Here is an 18,140-nt window from a genome sequence, read left to right as displayed (position 1 = left end):
ACATCGTTAGTGTGACATCAGGTGTTGCAAGCGCACATTTTTTACATTCTTTTTTCCGTTTCACTGTCTTAATTTTGCGCAAAAGTAGGTAGATTTCCCTATATATTTCCCTGTTTCTTTTATTTTGTAAGTAACTTTCAGTCCTTTTGGAGTGCTGGTGTAGACCAATTTTAGCTTGAATAAGTATTCACTATCGCCAGCGAGCCTATAAATAGGTACTCATTTGGTTAAGGATGAAAAGGGAGTAATTCATGATGTAGAAAGTTAACCAACAGTTAGCTTTGCTGTAGAAATGAACAAATAGAGGGTTTTGATAGAGAAATTTCGGAATTTAAAACTATTACAGTTTATAATTAACGCCATTTTATTAGCAGCTTAGTGATTAACATGCATCAATACCTTGCCGTAACGGCCAATGGCTTAGAAAATCTATTGGTAGAAGAACTTAATAAATTGGGAATTGAAAACCCAAAACCCGTACAAGCGGGCGTGCGGTTTGAGGCAAATCTAGAACAGATCTATAGAGCGTGTTTGTCTTGCCGCACCGCATCGCGATTTGTACGAATTCTGTCTGAGTTTAAGTGTCAAGATGACATGGATTTATACTTATCATGTATGTCGATTCGTTGGCAGAACCACTTTGATGCAGGCAAATCTATTATTGTTGATTTCAACGGCACCAATGGCCAGATCCGCAATAGTCAATATGGTGCGATGAAGGTTAAGGATGCAATTGTGGATACCTTCACTAAAGCAAACTTACCTCGCCCTGAGATCAGCAAAGATCGTCCAGATCTTCGCATTCATGTTCGTTTACACAGAGACGACGCGATACTGGGTATTGATATGGTTGGTCAAGGTCTTAACCAACGTGGTTACCGCACCGAAGCGGGTCGCGCACCGTTGCGTGAAACTCTTGCTGCTTCTATTGTCATGCGTAGCGGTTGGGATACACAGTCGCCACTTATCGATCCTATGTGTGGTTCTGGCACCTTATTAATTGAAGCTGTAATGCTGGCGGCTAACGTTGCTCCAGGGCATGCGCGCACGAATTGGAGCCTTGAGAATCTTAAAGACTTCGATTACGGATTGTGGACTGAAGTGAAATCTGAGGCGAAAGTGGTCGGCCGCCGTGGTATTAACAAATTTGAAGTTCCCGTGATTGGTTACGATAACGACCCACGAGTGTTGGAAACGGCTAAGAAAAACGCTGTACGTGCCGGTATTGACGGCTTGATTGATTTTAGACTTGGTGATGCGACTCGTATTACTGCCCCTAAAGACGCAGGGACAGGCTCTATTATTTGTAACCCGCCTTACGGTGAGCGACTAAGCACAGAGCCTGGTTTGATTGCACTGTATTCCGAGTTTGGTGCCCAATTAAAAGCTGAGTTTGGCGGTTGGAATGCGTCTATTTTCTCAAGTTCTGACGAGCTATTAAGTTGCCTACGCATGCGTGCGGACAAACAATATAAAGTAAACAACGGTGCATTAAACTGTTTACAAAAGAACTACGGCATTTCAGATAAGCCACGAGCATCTGGAAACGGCAGTGACTCACAGCCTACACAAGCTGTTGTAGCGCCTGATTTTGCTAACCGTCTGAAGAAGAACATCGCTAAAATTGGTAAATGGGCGAAACGCGAGCAACTCGACTGCTACCGTATATATGATGCGGACTTGCCTGATTACAATGTGGCTATCGATGTGTATCCCGGTCATCTAGTAATTCAAGAATACGCTGCGCCAAAGACTATAGATCCTGAGACTGCAAAACGTCGTCTTACTGACATCATTCGCGCTAGCATTCAAGTGACTGGCGTGGAAGCGAACAACGTGGTACTGAAGGTTCGTCAAAGACAAAAGGGCACCAATCAATATCAAAAATTAGCGCAAAAATCGCATCAGATGGAAGTGTCTGAATATGGCGTTAATCTTAAAGTAAACCTGTTTGATTATTTAGATACCGGTCTGTTTTTGGATCACAAATTGACCCGTCGTAAAATTGGTCAAATGGCGGCAGGTTGTGATTTCTTAAATCTATTTGCTTATACGGGCAGTGCTACTGTACATGCAGCGGTTGGCGGCGCTAAGTCGACCACCACTATTGATATGTCGAACACTTACCTTGATTGGGCGAAAGAAAACTTAGCCATCAACGGCATTAAGGGTAAGCAACACGAGTTTATCCAAGCGGATTGTTTACAATGGCTTGAAAAAGCAACGGGTCAATATGATTTGATCTTTATCGACCCACCGACGTTTTCTAATTCAAAACGTATGAAGCAAACCTTTGATATTCAACGCGACCATATTCAGCTTATGACTCACCTAAAACGCTTGTTGCGTCCACAGGGCACTATTGTGTTCTCAAACAATAAACGTCAGTTTAAAATGGATATGCAAGGGCTAGCGGAACTGGGTTTACAAGCACAGAATATTTCTGACAAAACATTACCTTTGGATTTTGCCCGCAATAAGCACATCCACAACTGCTGGTTAGTATCACTGGTGGGCGATACTGAGTGAAAGTAACTCTTTACAGTACCGAAGGGTGCCATCTTTGTGAGCAAGCGCATAGCTTGCTTAATCAAGTTGGCATTGAACCTCAGACTATCGATATTGTGTTTGATGACGCACTGTTTGCGCGTTACGGTGTCACGATACCTGTGGTTCAATATAATAACCAAGAACTTAACTGGCCCTTCGATTTACAACAATTACAACAATGGTTAGACAATAATGGCATTACTTACCATTCATAATGGTCAATTGGCTTTCGGTGATATCCCTCTGTTGGATAACGCTGATTTTCAGCTACAAGAGAACGAACGCGTTTGTCTCGTGGGACGCAACGGCGCCGGTAAATCCACCTTAATGAAGGTGATTGCGGGCAACGTGCAAATGGACGATGGCAATATGCAGATAACCCAAGATGTGGTTATCTCTCGCTTAGAACAAGATCCACCGCGTAATCAAGAAGGCACCGTCTATGAATTCGTGTCTGAAGGTTTAGCTGAAATCGGTAAACAGCTTAAGATCTACCAAGATCTGTTGGATCTGGTGGCGGAAGACCCAAGCGAAAAAAACATTAACCGTTTATCTAAGGTTCAAGAAACCCTTGATCATAGCGGTGCATGGCGTTTTGAAAGCCGCATTACCAATGTCTTGGAAGCCTTAGCGCTAGATCCTCACACTTTATTGACGGATTTATCGGGTGGGTGGCAACGTAAAGCGGCGTTAGCGCGCGCTTTGGTATGCGATCCTGATGTATTGCTGCTTGATGAGCCAACCAACCACCTTGATGTGACCACCATTGAATGGCTAGAAACCTTTTTGAAAGATTTCCGCGGTTCAATCATCTTTATTTCGCACGATAGAAGCTTTATTCAATCAATGGCGACTCGTATTGTTGATCTTGATAGAGGGAAGCTTTCTTCATTCCCAGGTAACTATCAGCAATACTTAATTGATAAAGAAGAAGCGATTCGCGTTGAAGAAGCGCAAAACGCCGAATTTGATAAAAAGCTTGCTCAAGAAGAGACTTGGATACGTCAAGGCATCAAAGCACGCCGTACTCGTAACGAAGGCCGTGTTAGAGCACTGAAACAATTACGTCGTGAGCGTAAAGATCGCATTGAAGTGCAGGGCAAGGCTAACATACAGATCGATGATGGTACGCGCAGCGGCAAAATTGTCTTTGAAGCTGAGAATATTAGTTATGCCATTGATGGTAAAACGATTATTAACGACTTTAGTTTCTCAGTGATGCGTGGCGATAAGGTTGCACTCATTGGACCTAACGGTTGTGGTAAGAGTACTTTGCTTAAACTGATGCTTGGCGACATCAAACCGGATTCAGGACGTTTGCATTGTGGTACTAAGCTGGAAATTGCTTATTTTGACCAATACCGTGAAGCGCTTGACCCAGAAAAAACTGTAATTGATAACTTAGCTGACGGCAAACAAGAGGTTACTGTGGGCGGACGTGAGCGTCATGCGCTCAGCTACTTACAAGATTTCCTATTCTCACCAAGACGTGCGCGTTCTCCGGTAAAAGCCTTGTCTGGTGGTGAGAAAAACCGTCTGTTATTGGCGCGAATTTTCCTTAAATCGAACAATTTATTGGTTTTAGATGAACCAACCAACGATTTAGATATCGAAACATTGGAACTTTTAGAAGATTTACTTGCCAACTATCAGGGTACTTTACTTTTAGTCAGTCACGACCGTGAGTTTGTCGACAATACAGTCATGGCAAGTTGGATTTTTGAAGGTAATGGTCGTATCGAGGAGTTCGTTGGCGGTTACCATGATGCGCAGCAGCAGCGCGCTCAAGTGAAAGCCTCTCGTCAGGAATTTGTGGCAAGCAAAAGTGACGTAGTGGTTACAGATAAAGCAACTAAGAAATCAAGTAGTAAACCAAGTCGCAATAACAGCAAAAAGTTGTCGTATAAGTTGCTACGTGAGTTAGAATCGCTACCACAACTTCTAGAACAACTTGAAGAACACATTGAAAGCCTACAGGAACGAGTCAATGACTCCGCTTTTTTCTCTCTTCCTGTAGAGGAAACACAGCCTGTGCTTGAGGAGTTAGCTTCCAAGGAGCAGGAACTAGAAATAGCATTTGAGCGCTGGGAAGAGCTTGAAGCAATGCAGCAGGAATAACAGATTTTGAACCGTAGTCGTATCTTTAAACTTACAGCCGTAGCCAGTTTGGTTATGGCTTCGTATGGCGCTAATGCCAACCTTTATAATGTTGTGCAGGTGACTGTTCCAGCTAATCTTGGCGCTGAATCTTATGCCAGTGCAATAGACGAGAACGGCAATGTGGCTGGCGATACCCGAGACGGTACTGACGGCATTCCTTACCGTGACGAAGCGCCTTTTGGGGTGGATAACACTTTCACTTATCAGAACTGGACCGATCTAGAAAGTTATTGTTACCGCGAGTTAGGCTACAACAGTTGTGAGAACTGGGCCGAACGTGAATGGCACGGTATCAATAATAAAGGTGGTTTAGAGCGCGAGCGTGAAGCGTTTTATCAAAGTAACTATCAAGCCAATGCGAAAGGCTTTTCAACCGTTTATACTAGCAATACCGATGCTGCAGCGACCGCTACCACGTCAGGAACCTCTACTCAGTTATTCACCACCGAGCCTTCATCTACCTATCAACCTGGTGGCGGGACGTGGGTGGCTAACTCTAATAATGTTGTGGTCAACAAATTCAGTGTTGATGGCGATGTTATGGGCACGACCAGCAGTGGTTATTACGACTTCGGCAATTACGGTTTAGCATTTAGAGAACGCGGTTTTGTTGGCGATAGCATATTACTTCCAGCGGAAACCAATAACGGTAAGCCTGTTAGTGACATTGTCACTAAAATGGGCCGTACTATGGCATTTGATTCATTTACTTATGATAGTAAGACCTATGTAGTCGGCAGTGCGTCAGTTACGCCATTTGATTATAACGATGGTGGTAAAGACTTTGATGGTCGTGATGTAGGCCGCTGCATGCCTGGTGGTACAGCGATCGATGATCCTGGTGCGGAGAGTTATTGTCAGAACTTTGCGTTCTCTACCAAAGGTTTTGTTTGGGATGTATCTACGCCAGACAAAGGTGTTGCGGTCAGTAGTTGGGTTAATATGACTGCGGCTGAAGAGGATTCAGGAATTCGCGATGCTAAGTCTTATATGTCTAGTGTTCGCGGCGCCGTAGTACCAGATAACACTCTAATTGCAAATGAAGACGGCACCGATCCTGAAGAAACTAAATATAACGGTAAGCCTGTTTTAGTGGGTTACAACACGGATCGTGATGATAACAACCTAATGATGCAAGCTGCGATTTTTGTTCCTGATGAAGACAGTGGTGACTTTGATATCACGCAATCTGAAGCGTGGAAAACCGTATTTATTAATGGCGCTAAAGTGAAAAGCGGCAGTGATTTCATCTATTCCAATACCAAAGCGACCGATATCAATAACAACTTGCTTGTGATTGGTGAATCAAAACGCAGCGGTTATATTCCGGAAAACGGTGCTGCAGCCAACCGAATGTTTATCGCTGATGCCAGTCAAGACACGCCTACGGCGACATACTTTGCCGATACCGGAGAGTCAATTTTCTTTAGAGGCTCTGGTGGTGAAGCGCAAGCGGTAAATAACTACAATGAAATCGTAGGTACTATCGATGCAGAAACAGCGCGTGAATACGGCGGTAAACAGCGTAGACACCGTGGGTTTATTAACCCTTATGATTTTAATGGCACCCATGACGCTCGTCGTAAATTGTTTGAAAACCGCGCTTGGTGGTTAGATGATTTAACCAACGACGAAGTTGTGGATGGCACCAATAACCATTACCGCATCATAGCGGCATCAGATATTAACGACAAAGGTGAGATTTCAGCCACCGCTTTATATTGCGCCGGTGGTTACGACAATACCGGACATAATGCTTATTGTGGTGAAGGGAAAGGTGTTGAAACCATTGTTGCAGTTAAATTAGAGCCTACCGTTGATCTTAATGATGATACCGCAACTGCAACTATTACTCCGCGTAGCGTAGCTGAAGAGCAGATCTCTCGCCAAGGTGGTAGTTTAGGACCTTGGATGATTGGCTTATTGGGATTATTAAGCTTGCGTCGTCGCGTTAAGAAGTAGCGTTACGTCAGATTTTAAGATAAATATCGAAGGACAATATCACAAATTTGATATTGTCCTTTTTTTGACCTTGAGAAAAGCTCGTTTTTGAACGAATCTTATATAGGGTGCATTGCATACACACATTGTGTATGACAATAAATCGTTTCGTAATTCAACAGCCGTTTGTTGTTCAAAGAAACCATCCACCCATTTGTTTATCGAAAGGTTAGAGGATTTAACTATGAAGAGACAAAAACGCGACCGTCTTGAGAGAGCACAGTCCCAAGGTTACAAAGCGGGGCTTAATGGTCGCTCAAGTGATACTTGCCCATATCAACAGACAGACGCTAAATCACAATGGTTGGGAGGTTGGAGAGACGCGAAAGGTGACCTAGAGTCCGGTCTTTATAAATAACCTGAAGAGCAGACCCCGTTTGGGGTTTGTTTTTACAACTCTAATGCACTATAACTAAATTACTATAAACAAAAAATATCCAACTTCAACTACTTACGGTAACCATACGATTCAATAGGGCTTGAAACAAAAAAGCCACGATATAAATCGTGGCTTCAAAACGTTCTCTTTTTTAAAGAGATTAAAACTTAGAAGTGTCTTTGAATAGACCCACTTTAAGGTCTTTTGCAACGTAGATTTCTTTGCCATCTACCAGAACACGACCGTCAGCCATGCCCATAACCAGTTTACGGTTAACAACACGCTTCATGTGAATTTCGTACGTTACTTTTTTCGCTGCTGGCAACACTTGACCAGTGAATTTAACTTCACCAACACCCAGTGCGCGTCCTTTACCTTCGCCACCAATCCAGCCAAGGAAGAAACCAACCAGTTGCCACATAGCGTCAAGTCCAAGACAACCAGGCATTACTGGGTCACCAGGGAAGTGGCAATCGAAAAACCATAGGTCTGGAGTAATATCTAATTCTGCAGTAATAAGACCTTTGCCAAACTCACCTTCGGTTTGTGACATTTTAGTCACACGGTCCATCATCAGCATGTTAGGCGCAGGTAATTGTGGACCTTGAGGGCCAAATAGTTCACCACGGCTTGATGCTAATAGGTCGTCACGATCATATGAGTTTGCGATATCGCAAGGTTTTTGTTGCATTGTATTGAGTCTCCAGATTTTTTGAACCTGCATCTTATGTGATGCAGTATGGTACTTACAACTCCGATCAGTCTCTAAACAGCGTTCTTTTTAAGCGTTCAAGCAAACTTTCGCCTAAATCATGCTGATTGAGCCTGTCGATGCGTTCTGCAATTTTGTTGAGAATCGTATCTTCGCAGTCGCCGCTAAATTGTTGTCCGGTGATAATAGGCAGAGCTTGATGTACATCCTCTACGCTCCAAATATGGAACTTGCCTTGTTTTATCGCCTCAACTACGTCTTTATGTAAGGATAGATGACGTAGATTCGATTTGGGTAAGATAACACCTTGCTCGCCCGTTAACCCTTGGTGAGCGCACACATAGAAGAAACCTTCAATTTTTTCATTAAGTCCGCCGACAGCTTGCACACGGCCAAACTGATCAACCGCACCGGTCACAGCGATATTTTGCTTAATTTCATAACCTGATAACGCACTGACAAATGCACACAGCTCTGCCAAGGAAGCACTATCTCCATCAACTTCGCTATACGATTGTTCAAATACAATTGACGCTGAATATGGCAGTGGTTCATCTAAATCCAGTGCGCTACTGAGAAATGCCTGCATAATCATCATGCCTTTGGCATGTAGATTGCCGCCGAGTTCTGCTTTGCGCTCAACGTCTGAAACGTCGCCGTCACCAAAGTGAATAACACAGGAAATTCGAGCAGGTTCACCGTAAGAAACCGGATGTCCCGGCATATCAACCACGGTCAGGCCATTAACTTGACCTACTTGTTTACCTTCGGTTTGAATCAATACCTGTCCGTCGAGAATATCGTCTAGCGCTCGATTAGGCAGATACGACTCACGGTAGTAACGCGCATCTAATGCAGCATCTATATGCTTTGATTCAATGCAATCAGAAGAGGATTCAATAGAGGCTTCAATTAGTAATGATTGAATCCATGATGATGACAGTGGAACAAAATGCTGCTCTTCACAAACTCGAGCACCTGCAGTCAGGAAATGATAAATAGCGCCAGCCGACATGTCAGGCAGTCCGCCACTGCGCGCTACACTGGCCACATAACCTAAATAAGCTGCAACGGTTGTCGCATCAATACGTACATCCATTTCCACTTCAGTATACATAGTGTGTGAAGATGAGAACGCAGGGTCTATATAATCAAGATCAGCTAGTTGACTGCGATCGCCAACCACCACAACTCTTACTGAGCTAGTAAAACGTTGATCTGGTGCATAACCCATTTTGCTAGTGTTGATCCGTGACACAGCTTCGCCTGCTAGCAATGAACGAATAGCAAGTAGAGTAGTGGGTTGTACCAACAGAGCGTTTGCTGAGATAAGTAGGTAACCATTGTGTTGCTGCTCAAGCAAACCTATGGTCGATTGCACCTCACCAGAGCTTGTTACAATGTAACTACCAAATAATTCTTCTGCTGCAAGAGTTTCACTGTGTAATACAGGTAATTCTGTCAATGAAGACAGTACCGATGTGATTTCCTTACGTGATAAAACAGTATCTGAACTGTTGATAGCCAGCAATGGGGCTTTTTGTCCGAGAACGACAAATCGTTTTAACGTGGCCGCTAAGCGTGGCTGCAATGCAATAAAAGGCGTTTCAGTGTATTGAAACAATCTACGACTTGAGTCTATATCGTGTTGAGGTGTAGCGAGTCGCCAATCTATGGATTTCATAAATGCTTACTAAAATATACTATGGCGCTAGTATACCTAAGGTAATAAAAGATAACCCGAAAAATAGTGCTTTCGCGCTTTATTGAAGGTCAATTTTACGACACGTTGCATCATTTTGTGCTTTATCACAAATATCAGAAGTCATCGCATTGTCAAAATCGTCGTCTAGGGTTACGCTGTCACCGTATGCCTTTAAATGAATGGACTTAACTTTAGACTCATGAAATATCAACAGCTAGAAAACCTAGAATGTGGTTGGAAATGGAACTACTTGGTCAAAAAATGGAAAGAAGGAGAAACAATCACTCGCCATATTGACAGTAGTGCTGATGCTGCCGCAGTTGAACTACTGCGCGCAATTGAACACGAACCGGTTCAAGTTTTAGAGTGGATTGATAAACATATGTCCATCGAGCTTGATAATAAGCTCAAACAAGCCATTCGAGCTAAGCGAAAGCGTCATTTTAACGCTGAGCAAGTTCATACACGCAAGAAATCCATCGATTTAGACTACCGCGTTTGGGAAAAACTCTCTTATCGAGCTAACGAATTAGGCTGCACCTTATCAGATGCCATCGAATACTTGCTCAGCGAAGCCCAACGCAGCGAAAAAGCCAACGAGAAAGTGAATCTCCTTAAAGAAGATCTCAATAAACTCTTAGCCGACTAATCATTATCTATTAAGTAGGAGATAAGCATGTTGTACGTCATTTTAGTTGCGGCCGCATTAATTTTTGCGATCATTCTTTACGACAAACCTAAAATGAAATTGGTCTTTAAAGACGGTGAAGTCACTTCACATTCCGGAGAAGTAGATAAAACGTTTCTGCATAGATGCAAAGACATAGCCAAACAGCATCCATTTAATGGCACAGTTAAAATCTACAAAACAAGAAAACAGTTTCGAGTGAAGTTTTCAAAAAGCGTACCGAACAAGACGCGCCACATTTTACGTAACGCATTGCCAAACGCAAAAGCTCAAACCAAAAAACGCTAGTTGAATATAAAAGAACAAAATACGAGAAGCGAATGTGCAGTATAGAGTTAAGGCAAAAATAACACGTACTGCACAACATAGCTCAAATAGGTTCATTTCAAAGGTAGAGATAAGTCAAAGGCAGATATAAGCTAGATAACTGATTTATAACCAATATATTCATGTCAATCCAATTTAAAAATGTCCCTCTATTTTTCTAATTAGAAATGTCACTTTTTAAAGATTGACTATTCTTTGGTATTGGAGGATTTGAATAACTCAGGATTGGTTAGAACTGGATTAATAGCCCTGAGTTGTTCTTTTAAAGCTCGTTGTTGGGCTTTTCGTCTTGGTGATTTTTTACTTCTACTGCGTTTTTGTTGTTCATCAAAGTCATCTTGTTTTTGCTTAGCAAACTTCAGTACATTGCCTAAACGTTTGTTATCGACTATTTGAGCTTGATTTACATTTTCTAACTTATCGAAGATTTTGAAGTTAAGCTTTTTGTAGCCATAACAAATGGCAATATGTCCATCTGGATAGTCGAGTACTTTCACTGTTTCATGAACCAATCGAGCGTTTTCTTCAGTGTTTTCAATTAGGTAAACAACCTTGTCATACTGGAATGTCAGTGCATTTGAGAGCTTTCTTGTTTCTTGCCAACTAAAGATATCATCAAGTTCTTCAGAAGATTCGCGAACCTTACGGTGCATGTCTTTTGGGTAGTTTGCAGGCTTACTAAAACGGCGGTTAAAGTCGTCAATAAAGTAGGGCAACCATGTATTAGCTTCCTCAATGGTATTAATACCTTGTAGTCTCATTTCCTTAACTAAACGATCTTGAAGCGTCAAATTAGCTCGCTCAACACGGCCTTTAGCTTGAGAGCTATTAGCACATATTAACTCAATGCCAAGCTCTCTAAGAATACGGCCATATTGCGTTTCACCAACACGTTTATGTTTTTCTTGATTTACACGAAATATCGAGTGTTTATCGCTGTAGAACGCAACTGGTTTTCCGTGTTCATTCAGGTATTCACGAGTCGCAAGCATATAGTCAAATGCAGACTCAGTTTCACTGAAACGAAGGTTCACTGAAACGAAGGTTCATTAGGCGACCAGTGGCATCGTCAATAAACACCAGAAGACAACACTTATCACTGCGTCCTTCAAACCAGTCATGGTGAGAGCCATCAATTTGAATTAGTTCACCAAGGCAATCTCGACGATAACGTGGTTGGTAAACTCGGGGCTTACGTTGAGAATGAGGGATCCAGAGGCCATCAGCTATCATCCATTGCCGTAAAGTTTCAACAGATACTCGGAGGTTATGGATTTCAGATAATTTTTCATGAGCCAACGAAGGACCAAAATCAGGATAATACTGAGTAATAGTATCTAAAATATAACTTCGATAATCCGATGGGAGTTTATTATTGCTGGGTTTACCTCGTGACTTATGAGACAAACCGGCTGCGCCATATTGGCGTAGCCGATTCATCAGACGTTGAACTTGTCTAACACTAAGATTTAAAAGTTCAGCCGCATCAATACGGCGGAGTCGGCGTTCACATACATCTTGAATTACTTTAAGACGATCGATTTCATTATCACTCATAGCTATCAACATTCCTAAGCCTCCAAAACTAAGTCAGATATTAAAACGATAGTTCAAGACTCAGTTATAGTGACATTTTAACTTTGATAAAAAGTGACATTACAACTTTGGACTTACAATTCAAGTACGCATTATGTATATTATGTTAAATAGGGTTTATTGAAACGGTTATCTAATCTCTGTAGCTTTGACTTTGGCTTGTTTAACCCCTCTCTTAATGTTTGCTCAGTCATTTCTTTATACACTAGGTTCACTGATTCAATATCAATGTGTTTTTCTTAAAGCTGGCCTGACTATCAAGTCATGGTATTTGTTTGTGACCCTTTGATCTGGTTCACTGTGTTAGCGTTTTATACACTAAGCTAATTATGTTTCGTTTACGCGTCATCGAGCCAAACTTCAATCCTGGCTGCATCCAATCACATTTTTCCTTTCTTGCCATTTTGACTAAGTGTGCCACTTGCCGAACACACATCAACATCATTCCGACGCAATATTGCTTACGAATACTATATAGTCCCGAGTTAAATACTTAGCCCTTTACCTTAACGAATGCTTTTATTTAGCTCGCACCAATTCTTCTAATCAGTTGATGAAATGAATTTATGCCATTCAATACCGCTTAATTATGACCCTTGTTCCGTGTTCATAATCTATATGAGCTTATCCATAGCCAAGATTTGACGCACTCGATCGCAAAAGACATCTGCTCTACAGGCAATATACAGACTAAACCGACATATTGACTCCAATCATGCCGACTATCAGCTTAGTGTATATTACGGTTTTATAAACTTAGATTACCTAAGCATCTTTTCTCTCTACAAATGCTAACCTACCTGTATCCTATTGAATTATTTAAAGTTTACTTTAAATAACTGTGTGTAATGTGATAAACTATCACCAACAACAAGCTAGTTATAGTGCGTTAGAGTGGATAAAACATCAGCGATATTTATCGCTGATGTTCGATTTTGCATACCGAGATTTAATGACTTTTACTCAGTCACCGGTTTAACCTTAGTTACTTCAAAATCAGCAAAATCCACTTCGTCTTCTTCTTTATTCAACTGATCAATCGCTTTCAATGAACGGTAGATGCCCCATTTTGGTCGGACAAAGTTGGCATGGCTAGCATCATCGCCAGAGCGCCACATTTCAATGTTGTGTTGATTCACTTCTATAATAGGCGTTGTTTCACCCAATGGTGTAACTGTCATATATAAGCTGCCCGACTCGGCGTAGTTTGCTTTAACGTATACTTCAAACCAGTGTCCACGAAGGTCATTTTGCCAATCGACATTGTGACGAACCGAGTGATATAGAGTTTCATTGACTGTGCCCGTTTTATCATCGTTGTAGCGAACATGTCTTACTTCTAGCCCGCTTTTCCCCTGGCGTACGTTGGCCGTCAAAGTCAATATTGGGGAACTGGTGATAGCATCGCTGCCTTTACCTTTTACCGCTTTAAGTTGGAAAATATGGGTAAAGTGTTTTGTTACCGCGAGATTATCGCCAATTCTAAATTTCCAGCGATACTCAAAAGTACTGCCTAAATAACCTTTCAATGACGAATCCGAACCGCCATAGACTTTGATTTCGTTACGCTGACGATCGCTTTTCGACAGTACATCACGATCATGATCATCATCTCTATGGATAACAAATTTAAAATAGTTACCTACCGTCGCATCAGTCGCTTCAGTGATATGAGGCGCACCCGCATGATTGGCACTGCCATAGAGATCCGGTGCCTCAATAGAGCGAGGACCAAACGCATTTCGAATCAAGGTATAAGTATCTTCTTTGCCTGGGCCATCAGCGGTTAATTGGGTTTGACTGATAACAATATTACCACTTTGAGTGTGTACCACAGGCTTTGGAGCAACGTCAGATGTAGCAGTACAACCACTTAGAATAAGAAAGGCATTTAATGTGAGTAGTTTTTTTAACATGCTATTTCCGTAAGCATTAGAGATGAATTGAGTACGAGTGTAACACTTTGAAAAACCGCAAAGCGCGTATAACATCAACTCTTTGGGTAAATGTTTCGCATTTATTTAATGTGAACATATACATTTAGAAATAGACAGTAGATTAATGCTCAACAACAGCTTGGCAAAGGCTTATACTCGCTGCTCGTTCTTTGTTAGGAAACATCGTGGCTCTTTCACGCAAACACACCCTCGCCTTTATCGGGATTCTATTACTGGCCGCTAATTTACGCGGCCCGTTTACCAGTCTTGCGCCTTTGCTCGACCAGATAATGACCCAGTTGCATCTAAGCTCAACCATTTTGGGGATGTTATCTTCACTACCGCTGCTGTCATTTGCACTTATCTCTCCGTTTGCGCTTGTTATACTCAAATACGTAGGGCTTAAGAACAGTATCTGCGTTGCGCTGCTTTCGATATTCCTCGGCGTGTGTTTACGTTCGTATGGCGATGTATATAGCCTTTATCTAGGCACAGTCTTTATCGGCGCGGGTATTGCGGTTGGCAATGTATTGCTTCCTGTCGCAGTTAAAGTCAGTTTTCCTGCACGTATTGCAGTTGTGGGCTCATTATATACGTTTACTATGGGCATAGGCTCTGCACTTTCGTCTACAGCGATGGTGCCTTTATCGCATTGGTCGTTTTCCAATCCATTCTTGTCGTCTATCTCTGGTTGGCAGTTTGCTTTGCTATTTAACTTGCTGCTTGTGGTCATCGCGCTAGTGTTTTGGTTATTCTCAGCCAAAGATGAAGGTCGCAACGAGTCGAATAAAGCTATTAATATTAAACAATTACTGCGAAGCCCAGTCGCTTGGCAAGTCACATTAGCTTTGGGACTGAATTCTTTTACTTTCTATTCTTTTGCGGGTTGGCTACCAAAGATCTTGATTGACCACGGCATGACGGAAACCGAAGCGGGTTACATCTATGGCTTATTACAGTTTGCCACTATGTTGCCTGGCTTGGTATTGATTCCATTTTTGTCCATCCTAAAGAGTACTAAGTGGTTGTTTGTTGGTACGGCAATGGGCGCAGTAATCGCCACCCTTGGCACCCTCTATGTTCCGCAATGGGCCATATTATGGACACTGATGTTTGGTTTCTTTAATTGTGCGACCTTCGTGATTGGTCTTTCATTTATTGGGTTACGCACACACAACGGATCTCAAGCGGCTGCGCTCTCTGCCATGTCACAAAGTATTGGTTATGGAATAGCGACCATTGGACCACCACTGCTTGGTTACTTTTACCAAAGCAGCGGCAGTTGGGCGTTGTCTTTATGGAGCATTGCTATTGTCGGTTGTGGATGCGCATTTTTTGGTGCTCTCAGTGCCAGAGACGTAAAAGTCGAAGTCGATCATTAATCAGTGTTAACTATCACTGTTATTTAACATTCACATTGATGCTATGTTGACCATTTCTAATAGAAAAATCGAAATTATTAAGGCTATCTACCGCAATAAACTCTGATATTTGGTAGGTAGCCCCTTTAAACTCCACAAAGCCTTTATTTTCATCATTTCCATTTGTTATAAGTCTAAACCGGCTGTTTTTCACGTCTAAATCTAACTGATATTCTTTCTTATTTAGGCTTATTTGACAGATTTCTTGTGTATTGCATTCCACTTTATTGATGGCATTACTTTGATCGTGCGTAAAAGTTCGCCAAGTAAAGGCGATGATAAGCACCGAAAAAGTCACAATAATTTGAATTAAGCGTCCTTTGGTCAATTTTTCTGCGGCCATTAAATGCCTCCTTTGTAACAAACTTCAAACTTTTTACATTAAATAGTAAAACTCTAATCACACCTAACGTTAAACACCTGTCATTCAAATGTTAAATCCGTATAATTCTCAGTGTTAATGTCGCCTTTTAAATGGATTTTAGGAATTAGAGTAACTTTAACTCATTTGCCTTTGATTTTGGTGATATTTGTCGTGCGTCAACTTGTTGGCGTTGTGTTGGAAAAGTGTAGTTACTAATAATTGGAAGCATGCAAATGAGCCAAGAAAAGCAGCTTGAACAAAACTACAACTACACCGTAGTTCGTCAATTTACCTTAGTCACAATTTTGTGGGGTATTGTCGGAATGGGTGTGGGTGTTTTGATTGCCGCTCAGTTGGTTTGGCCACAGCTTAACTTTGATACGCCGTGGTTAACCTACTCCCGTCTACGACCGCTTCACACAAACGCAGTTATCTTTGCGTTTGGTACAAGCGCCCTATTCGCCACATCTTATTATGTGGTTCAACGTACCTGTCAAGCACGCCTATTTGGTGGCCCGTTAGTGGCATTCACCTTCTGGGGTTGGCAGGCGATCATTTTAGCTGCGGCTATTTCACTGCCACTTGGGTTTACCTCAGGCAAGGAATACGCAGAACTTGAATGGCCAATCGATATCGCCATCACTATCGTTTGGGTCGCTTATGCTGTAGTGTTCTTTGGAACTCTCATCAAGCGTAAAACATCGCATATTTACGTTGCTAACTGGTTCTTTGGAGCCTTTATTCTGACTGTTGCTGTTTTACATATAGTCAATAGCTTAGCCATTCCTGTTTCTGGCATGAAGTCTTACTCCATCTACTCTGGCGCCGTGGATGCCATGGTACAATGGTGGTACGGACACAACGCAGTAGGCTTCCTATTGACTGCTGGTTTCCTTGGTATGATGTACTACTTCGTACCCAAACAAGCTGAACGTCCCGTTTATTCATACCGTCTTTCTATCGTTCACTTTTGGGCATTGGTTTCTTTGTACATTTGGGCAGGTCCACACCACCTACACTACACGGCACTGCCCGATTGGACTCAATCGTTAGGTATGGTGATGTCTTTGGTTCTTTTTGCTCCGTCTTGGGGTGGCATGATCAACGGTATTATGACCCTATCTGGCGCTTGGCATAAATTGCGCTATGACCCAATTCTACGTTTCTTAATTGTCTCACTTTCTTTCTACGGTATGTCGACCTTTGAAGGGCCAATGATGGCAATTAAGACAGTAAACGCACTGTCACACTACACCGACTGGACCATTGGTCACGTACACTCTGGCGCATTAGGCTGGGTGGCGATGGTGTCTATTGGTTCGGTGTACCACTTAGTGCCTAAGTTGTTTGGTCAAGAGCGTATGTACTCGGTCAGTCTTATCAACGTGCACTTCTGGTTAGCCACTGTCGGCACCGTTTTGTACATCGTTGCAATGTGGATTTCAGGTGTAATGCAAGGCTTGATGTGGCGCAGTGTTAACGCTGACGGCACCTTGACTTACAGCTTTGTCGAATCTGTGCAAGCGTCTTATCCGTACTATACGGTGCGCTTTATCGGTGGCGCCATCTTCTTGTCGGGTATGTTTTTAATGGCATACAACACCTACAAGACTATCAACGCTCCCAAGAATAGCCTGAAAGCTATTCCTCAACCTGCACAATAGGAGACGATAAGATGGCTAACAATTCAAAAAATCGCCACGAGCTCGTTGAGAAAAACGTCGGCTTAATGGCAATCTTGATTGTGTTTGCAATCAGTTTGGGGGCATTGGTCGAAATCACTCCGTTGATTTTCCAAAAGCAAACCACTGAACCGGTGAAGAACCTTAGAGTGTACTCAGCATTAGAAATGGAAGGTCGTGACATCTACATCCGTGAAGGCTGTACAGTTTGTCATAGCCAGATGATTCGCCCTTTCCGCTCTGAAACTGAGCGTTACGGCCACTACTCGGTAGCGGGTGAAAGTGTCTGGGAACATCCATTCCTATGGGGCTCAAAACGTACAGGTCCTGATTTGGCTCGTGTCGGCGGCCGTTATTCTGACGAATGGCACCGCGTACACCTGATCAACCCTAGAGAGTTGGTGCCAGAGTCGAACATGCCTGGTTTCCCTTGGCTTGAAGAGAACGTATTAGATGGCAAATTGACCCAGAAGAAACTAGAGATCTTCAAAAATCAATTTGGCGTCCCATACACCGACGAGCAAGTTCAATCCGCACAGCAAGACGTAGCAGGTAAAACAGAGATGGATGCTCTGATCGCCTACCTGCAATCTCTTGGCCATGCGATGAAATAAGGGG

At 42.5% G+C, this 18,140-nt stretch carries 14 protein-coding genes and 1 pseudogene; 10 read left to right on the top strand and 5 right to left on the bottom strand.

The features are described 5' to 3' along the window. Positions 1 to 387: 387 nt before the first annotated feature. The 5 genes from rlmKL to rmf all read left to right on the top strand — a co-directional run bounded on the left by rlmKL (position 388) and on the right by rmf (position 7,069). Positions 388 to 2,529 (top strand): bifunctional 23S rRNA (guanine(2069)-N(7))-methyltransferase RlmK/23S rRNA (guanine(2445)-N(2))-methyltransferase RlmL, encoded by a 2,142-nt coding sequence (gene rlmKL / locus QV280_RS06470; protein ID WP_152819907.1) that lies wholly within the window; start codon positions 388 to 390, stop codon positions 2,527 to 2,529. After that, complete coding sequence (locus tag QV280_RS06465) at positions 2,526 to 2,765, top strand: glutaredoxin family protein (protein ID WP_367869536.1); 240 nt, start codon at positions 2,526 to 2,528, stop codon at positions 2,763 to 2,765. The genes rlmKL and QV280_RS06465 overlap by 4 nt, the downstream gene beginning before the upstream one ends. Continuing rightward, a complete protein-coding gene (locus tag QV280_RS06460) occupies positions 2,743 to 4,668 on the top strand; it encodes an ABC transporter ATP-binding protein (protein WP_152819908.1) in 1,926 nt (641 codons plus the stop codon). The genes QV280_RS06465 and QV280_RS06460 overlap by 23 nt, the downstream gene beginning before the upstream one ends. A gap of 6 nt (positions 4,669 to 4,674) precedes the next feature. After that, the gene (locus QV280_RS06455) at positions 4,675 to 6,672 is read left to right on the top strand and encodes a DUF3466 family protein (RefSeq protein WP_152819909.1); all 1,998 of its coding nucleotides are present in this window, start codon (positions 4,675 to 4,677) and stop codon (positions 6,670 to 6,672) included. Between the two features lie 223 nt (positions 6,673 to 6,895). Beyond that, a complete protein-coding gene (rmf, locus tag QV280_RS06450) occupies positions 6,896 to 7,069 on the top strand; it encodes a ribosome modulation factor (RefSeq protein WP_023404671.1) in 174 nt (57 codons plus the stop codon). Positions 7,070 to 7,250: 181 nt separating this feature from the next. On the opposite strand, the gene fabA is transcribed toward rmf, so the two are convergent. Then, on the bottom strand, positions 7,251 to 7,781 hold the full coding sequence (fabA, locus tag QV280_RS06445; RefSeq protein ID WP_152819910.1) for a bifunctional 3-hydroxydecanoyl-ACP dehydratase/trans-2-decenoyl-ACP isomerase: 531 nt from the start codon (positions 7,779 to 7,781) through the stop codon (positions 7,251 to 7,253). Positions 7,782 to 7,848: 67 nt separating this feature from the next. Next, on the bottom strand, positions 7,849 to 9,486 hold the full coding sequence (locus QV280_RS06440) for a S16 family serine protease (protein ID WP_152819911.1): 1,638 nt from the start codon (positions 9,484 to 9,486) through the stop codon (positions 7,849 to 7,851). Between the two features lie 220 nt (positions 9,487 to 9,706). Here QV280_RS06440 and matP point away from each other — a divergent pair, with 220 nt between their 5' ends. Further along, the gene (gene matP, locus QV280_RS06435) at positions 9,707 to 10,156 is read left to right on the top strand and encodes a macrodomain Ter protein MatP (RefSeq protein WP_023404668.1); all 450 of its coding nucleotides are present in this window, start codon (positions 9,707 to 9,709) and stop codon (positions 10,154 to 10,156) included. A 27-nt stretch (positions 10,157 to 10,183) separates the two neighbouring features. Next, on the top strand, positions 10,184 to 10,483 hold the full coding sequence (locus tag QV280_RS06430; RefSeq protein WP_152819912.1) for a DUF3634 family protein: 300 nt from the start codon (positions 10,184 to 10,186) through the stop codon (positions 10,481 to 10,483). A 227-nt stretch (positions 10,484 to 10,710) separates the two neighbouring features. Here QV280_RS06430 and QV280_RS06425 read toward each other — a convergent pair. Both QV280_RS06425 and QV280_RS06420 read right to left on the bottom strand, forming a co-directional pair. Continuing rightward, positions 10,711 to 12,079 (bottom strand): annotated as a pseudogene (locus QV280_RS06425) (ISNCY family transposase). Positions 12,080 to 13,077: 998 nt separating this feature from the next. Beyond that, a complete protein-coding gene (locus QV280_RS06420; protein WP_152820930.1) occupies positions 13,078 to 14,034 on the bottom strand; it encodes a hypothetical protein in 957 nt (318 codons plus the stop codon). Positions 14,035 to 14,240: 206 nt separating this feature from the next. On the opposite strand from QV280_RS06420, the gene QV280_RS06415 reads away from it, so the two are divergent. Beyond that, positions 14,241 to 15,437, top strand: coding sequence for an MFS transporter (locus QV280_RS06415; RefSeq protein ID WP_367869578.1), 1,197 nt, complete (start codon positions 14,241 to 14,243; stop codon positions 15,435 to 15,437). Between the two features lie 19 nt (positions 15,438 to 15,456). On the opposite strand, the gene QV280_RS06410 is transcribed toward QV280_RS06415, so the two are convergent. Beyond that, complete coding sequence (locus QV280_RS06410; RefSeq protein ID WP_152820934.1) at positions 15,457 to 15,819, bottom strand: hypothetical protein; 363 nt, start codon at positions 15,817 to 15,819, stop codon at positions 15,457 to 15,459. 254 nt (positions 15,820 to 16,073) lie between these two features. On the opposite strand from QV280_RS06410, the gene ccoN reads away from it, so the two are divergent. Continuing rightward, entirely contained in the window at positions 16,074 to 17,504 is a 1,431-nt protein-coding gene (ccoN, locus tag QV280_RS06405) for a cytochrome-c oxidase, cbb3-type subunit I (protein ID WP_023403947.1), read from the top strand. A gap of 11 nt (positions 17,505 to 17,515) precedes the next feature. Beyond that, positions 17,516 to 18,136, top strand: coding sequence for a cytochrome-c oxidase, cbb3-type subunit II (ccoO, locus tag QV280_RS06400; RefSeq protein ID WP_023403946.1), 621 nt, complete (start codon positions 17,516 to 17,518; stop codon positions 18,134 to 18,136). Positions 18,137 to 18,140 lie beyond the last annotated feature (4 nt).

The sequence above is a fragment of the Vibrio sp. B1Z05 genome, assembly GCF_052955985.1.
This window is presented reverse-complemented; position numbering and strand designations above follow the sequence as displayed.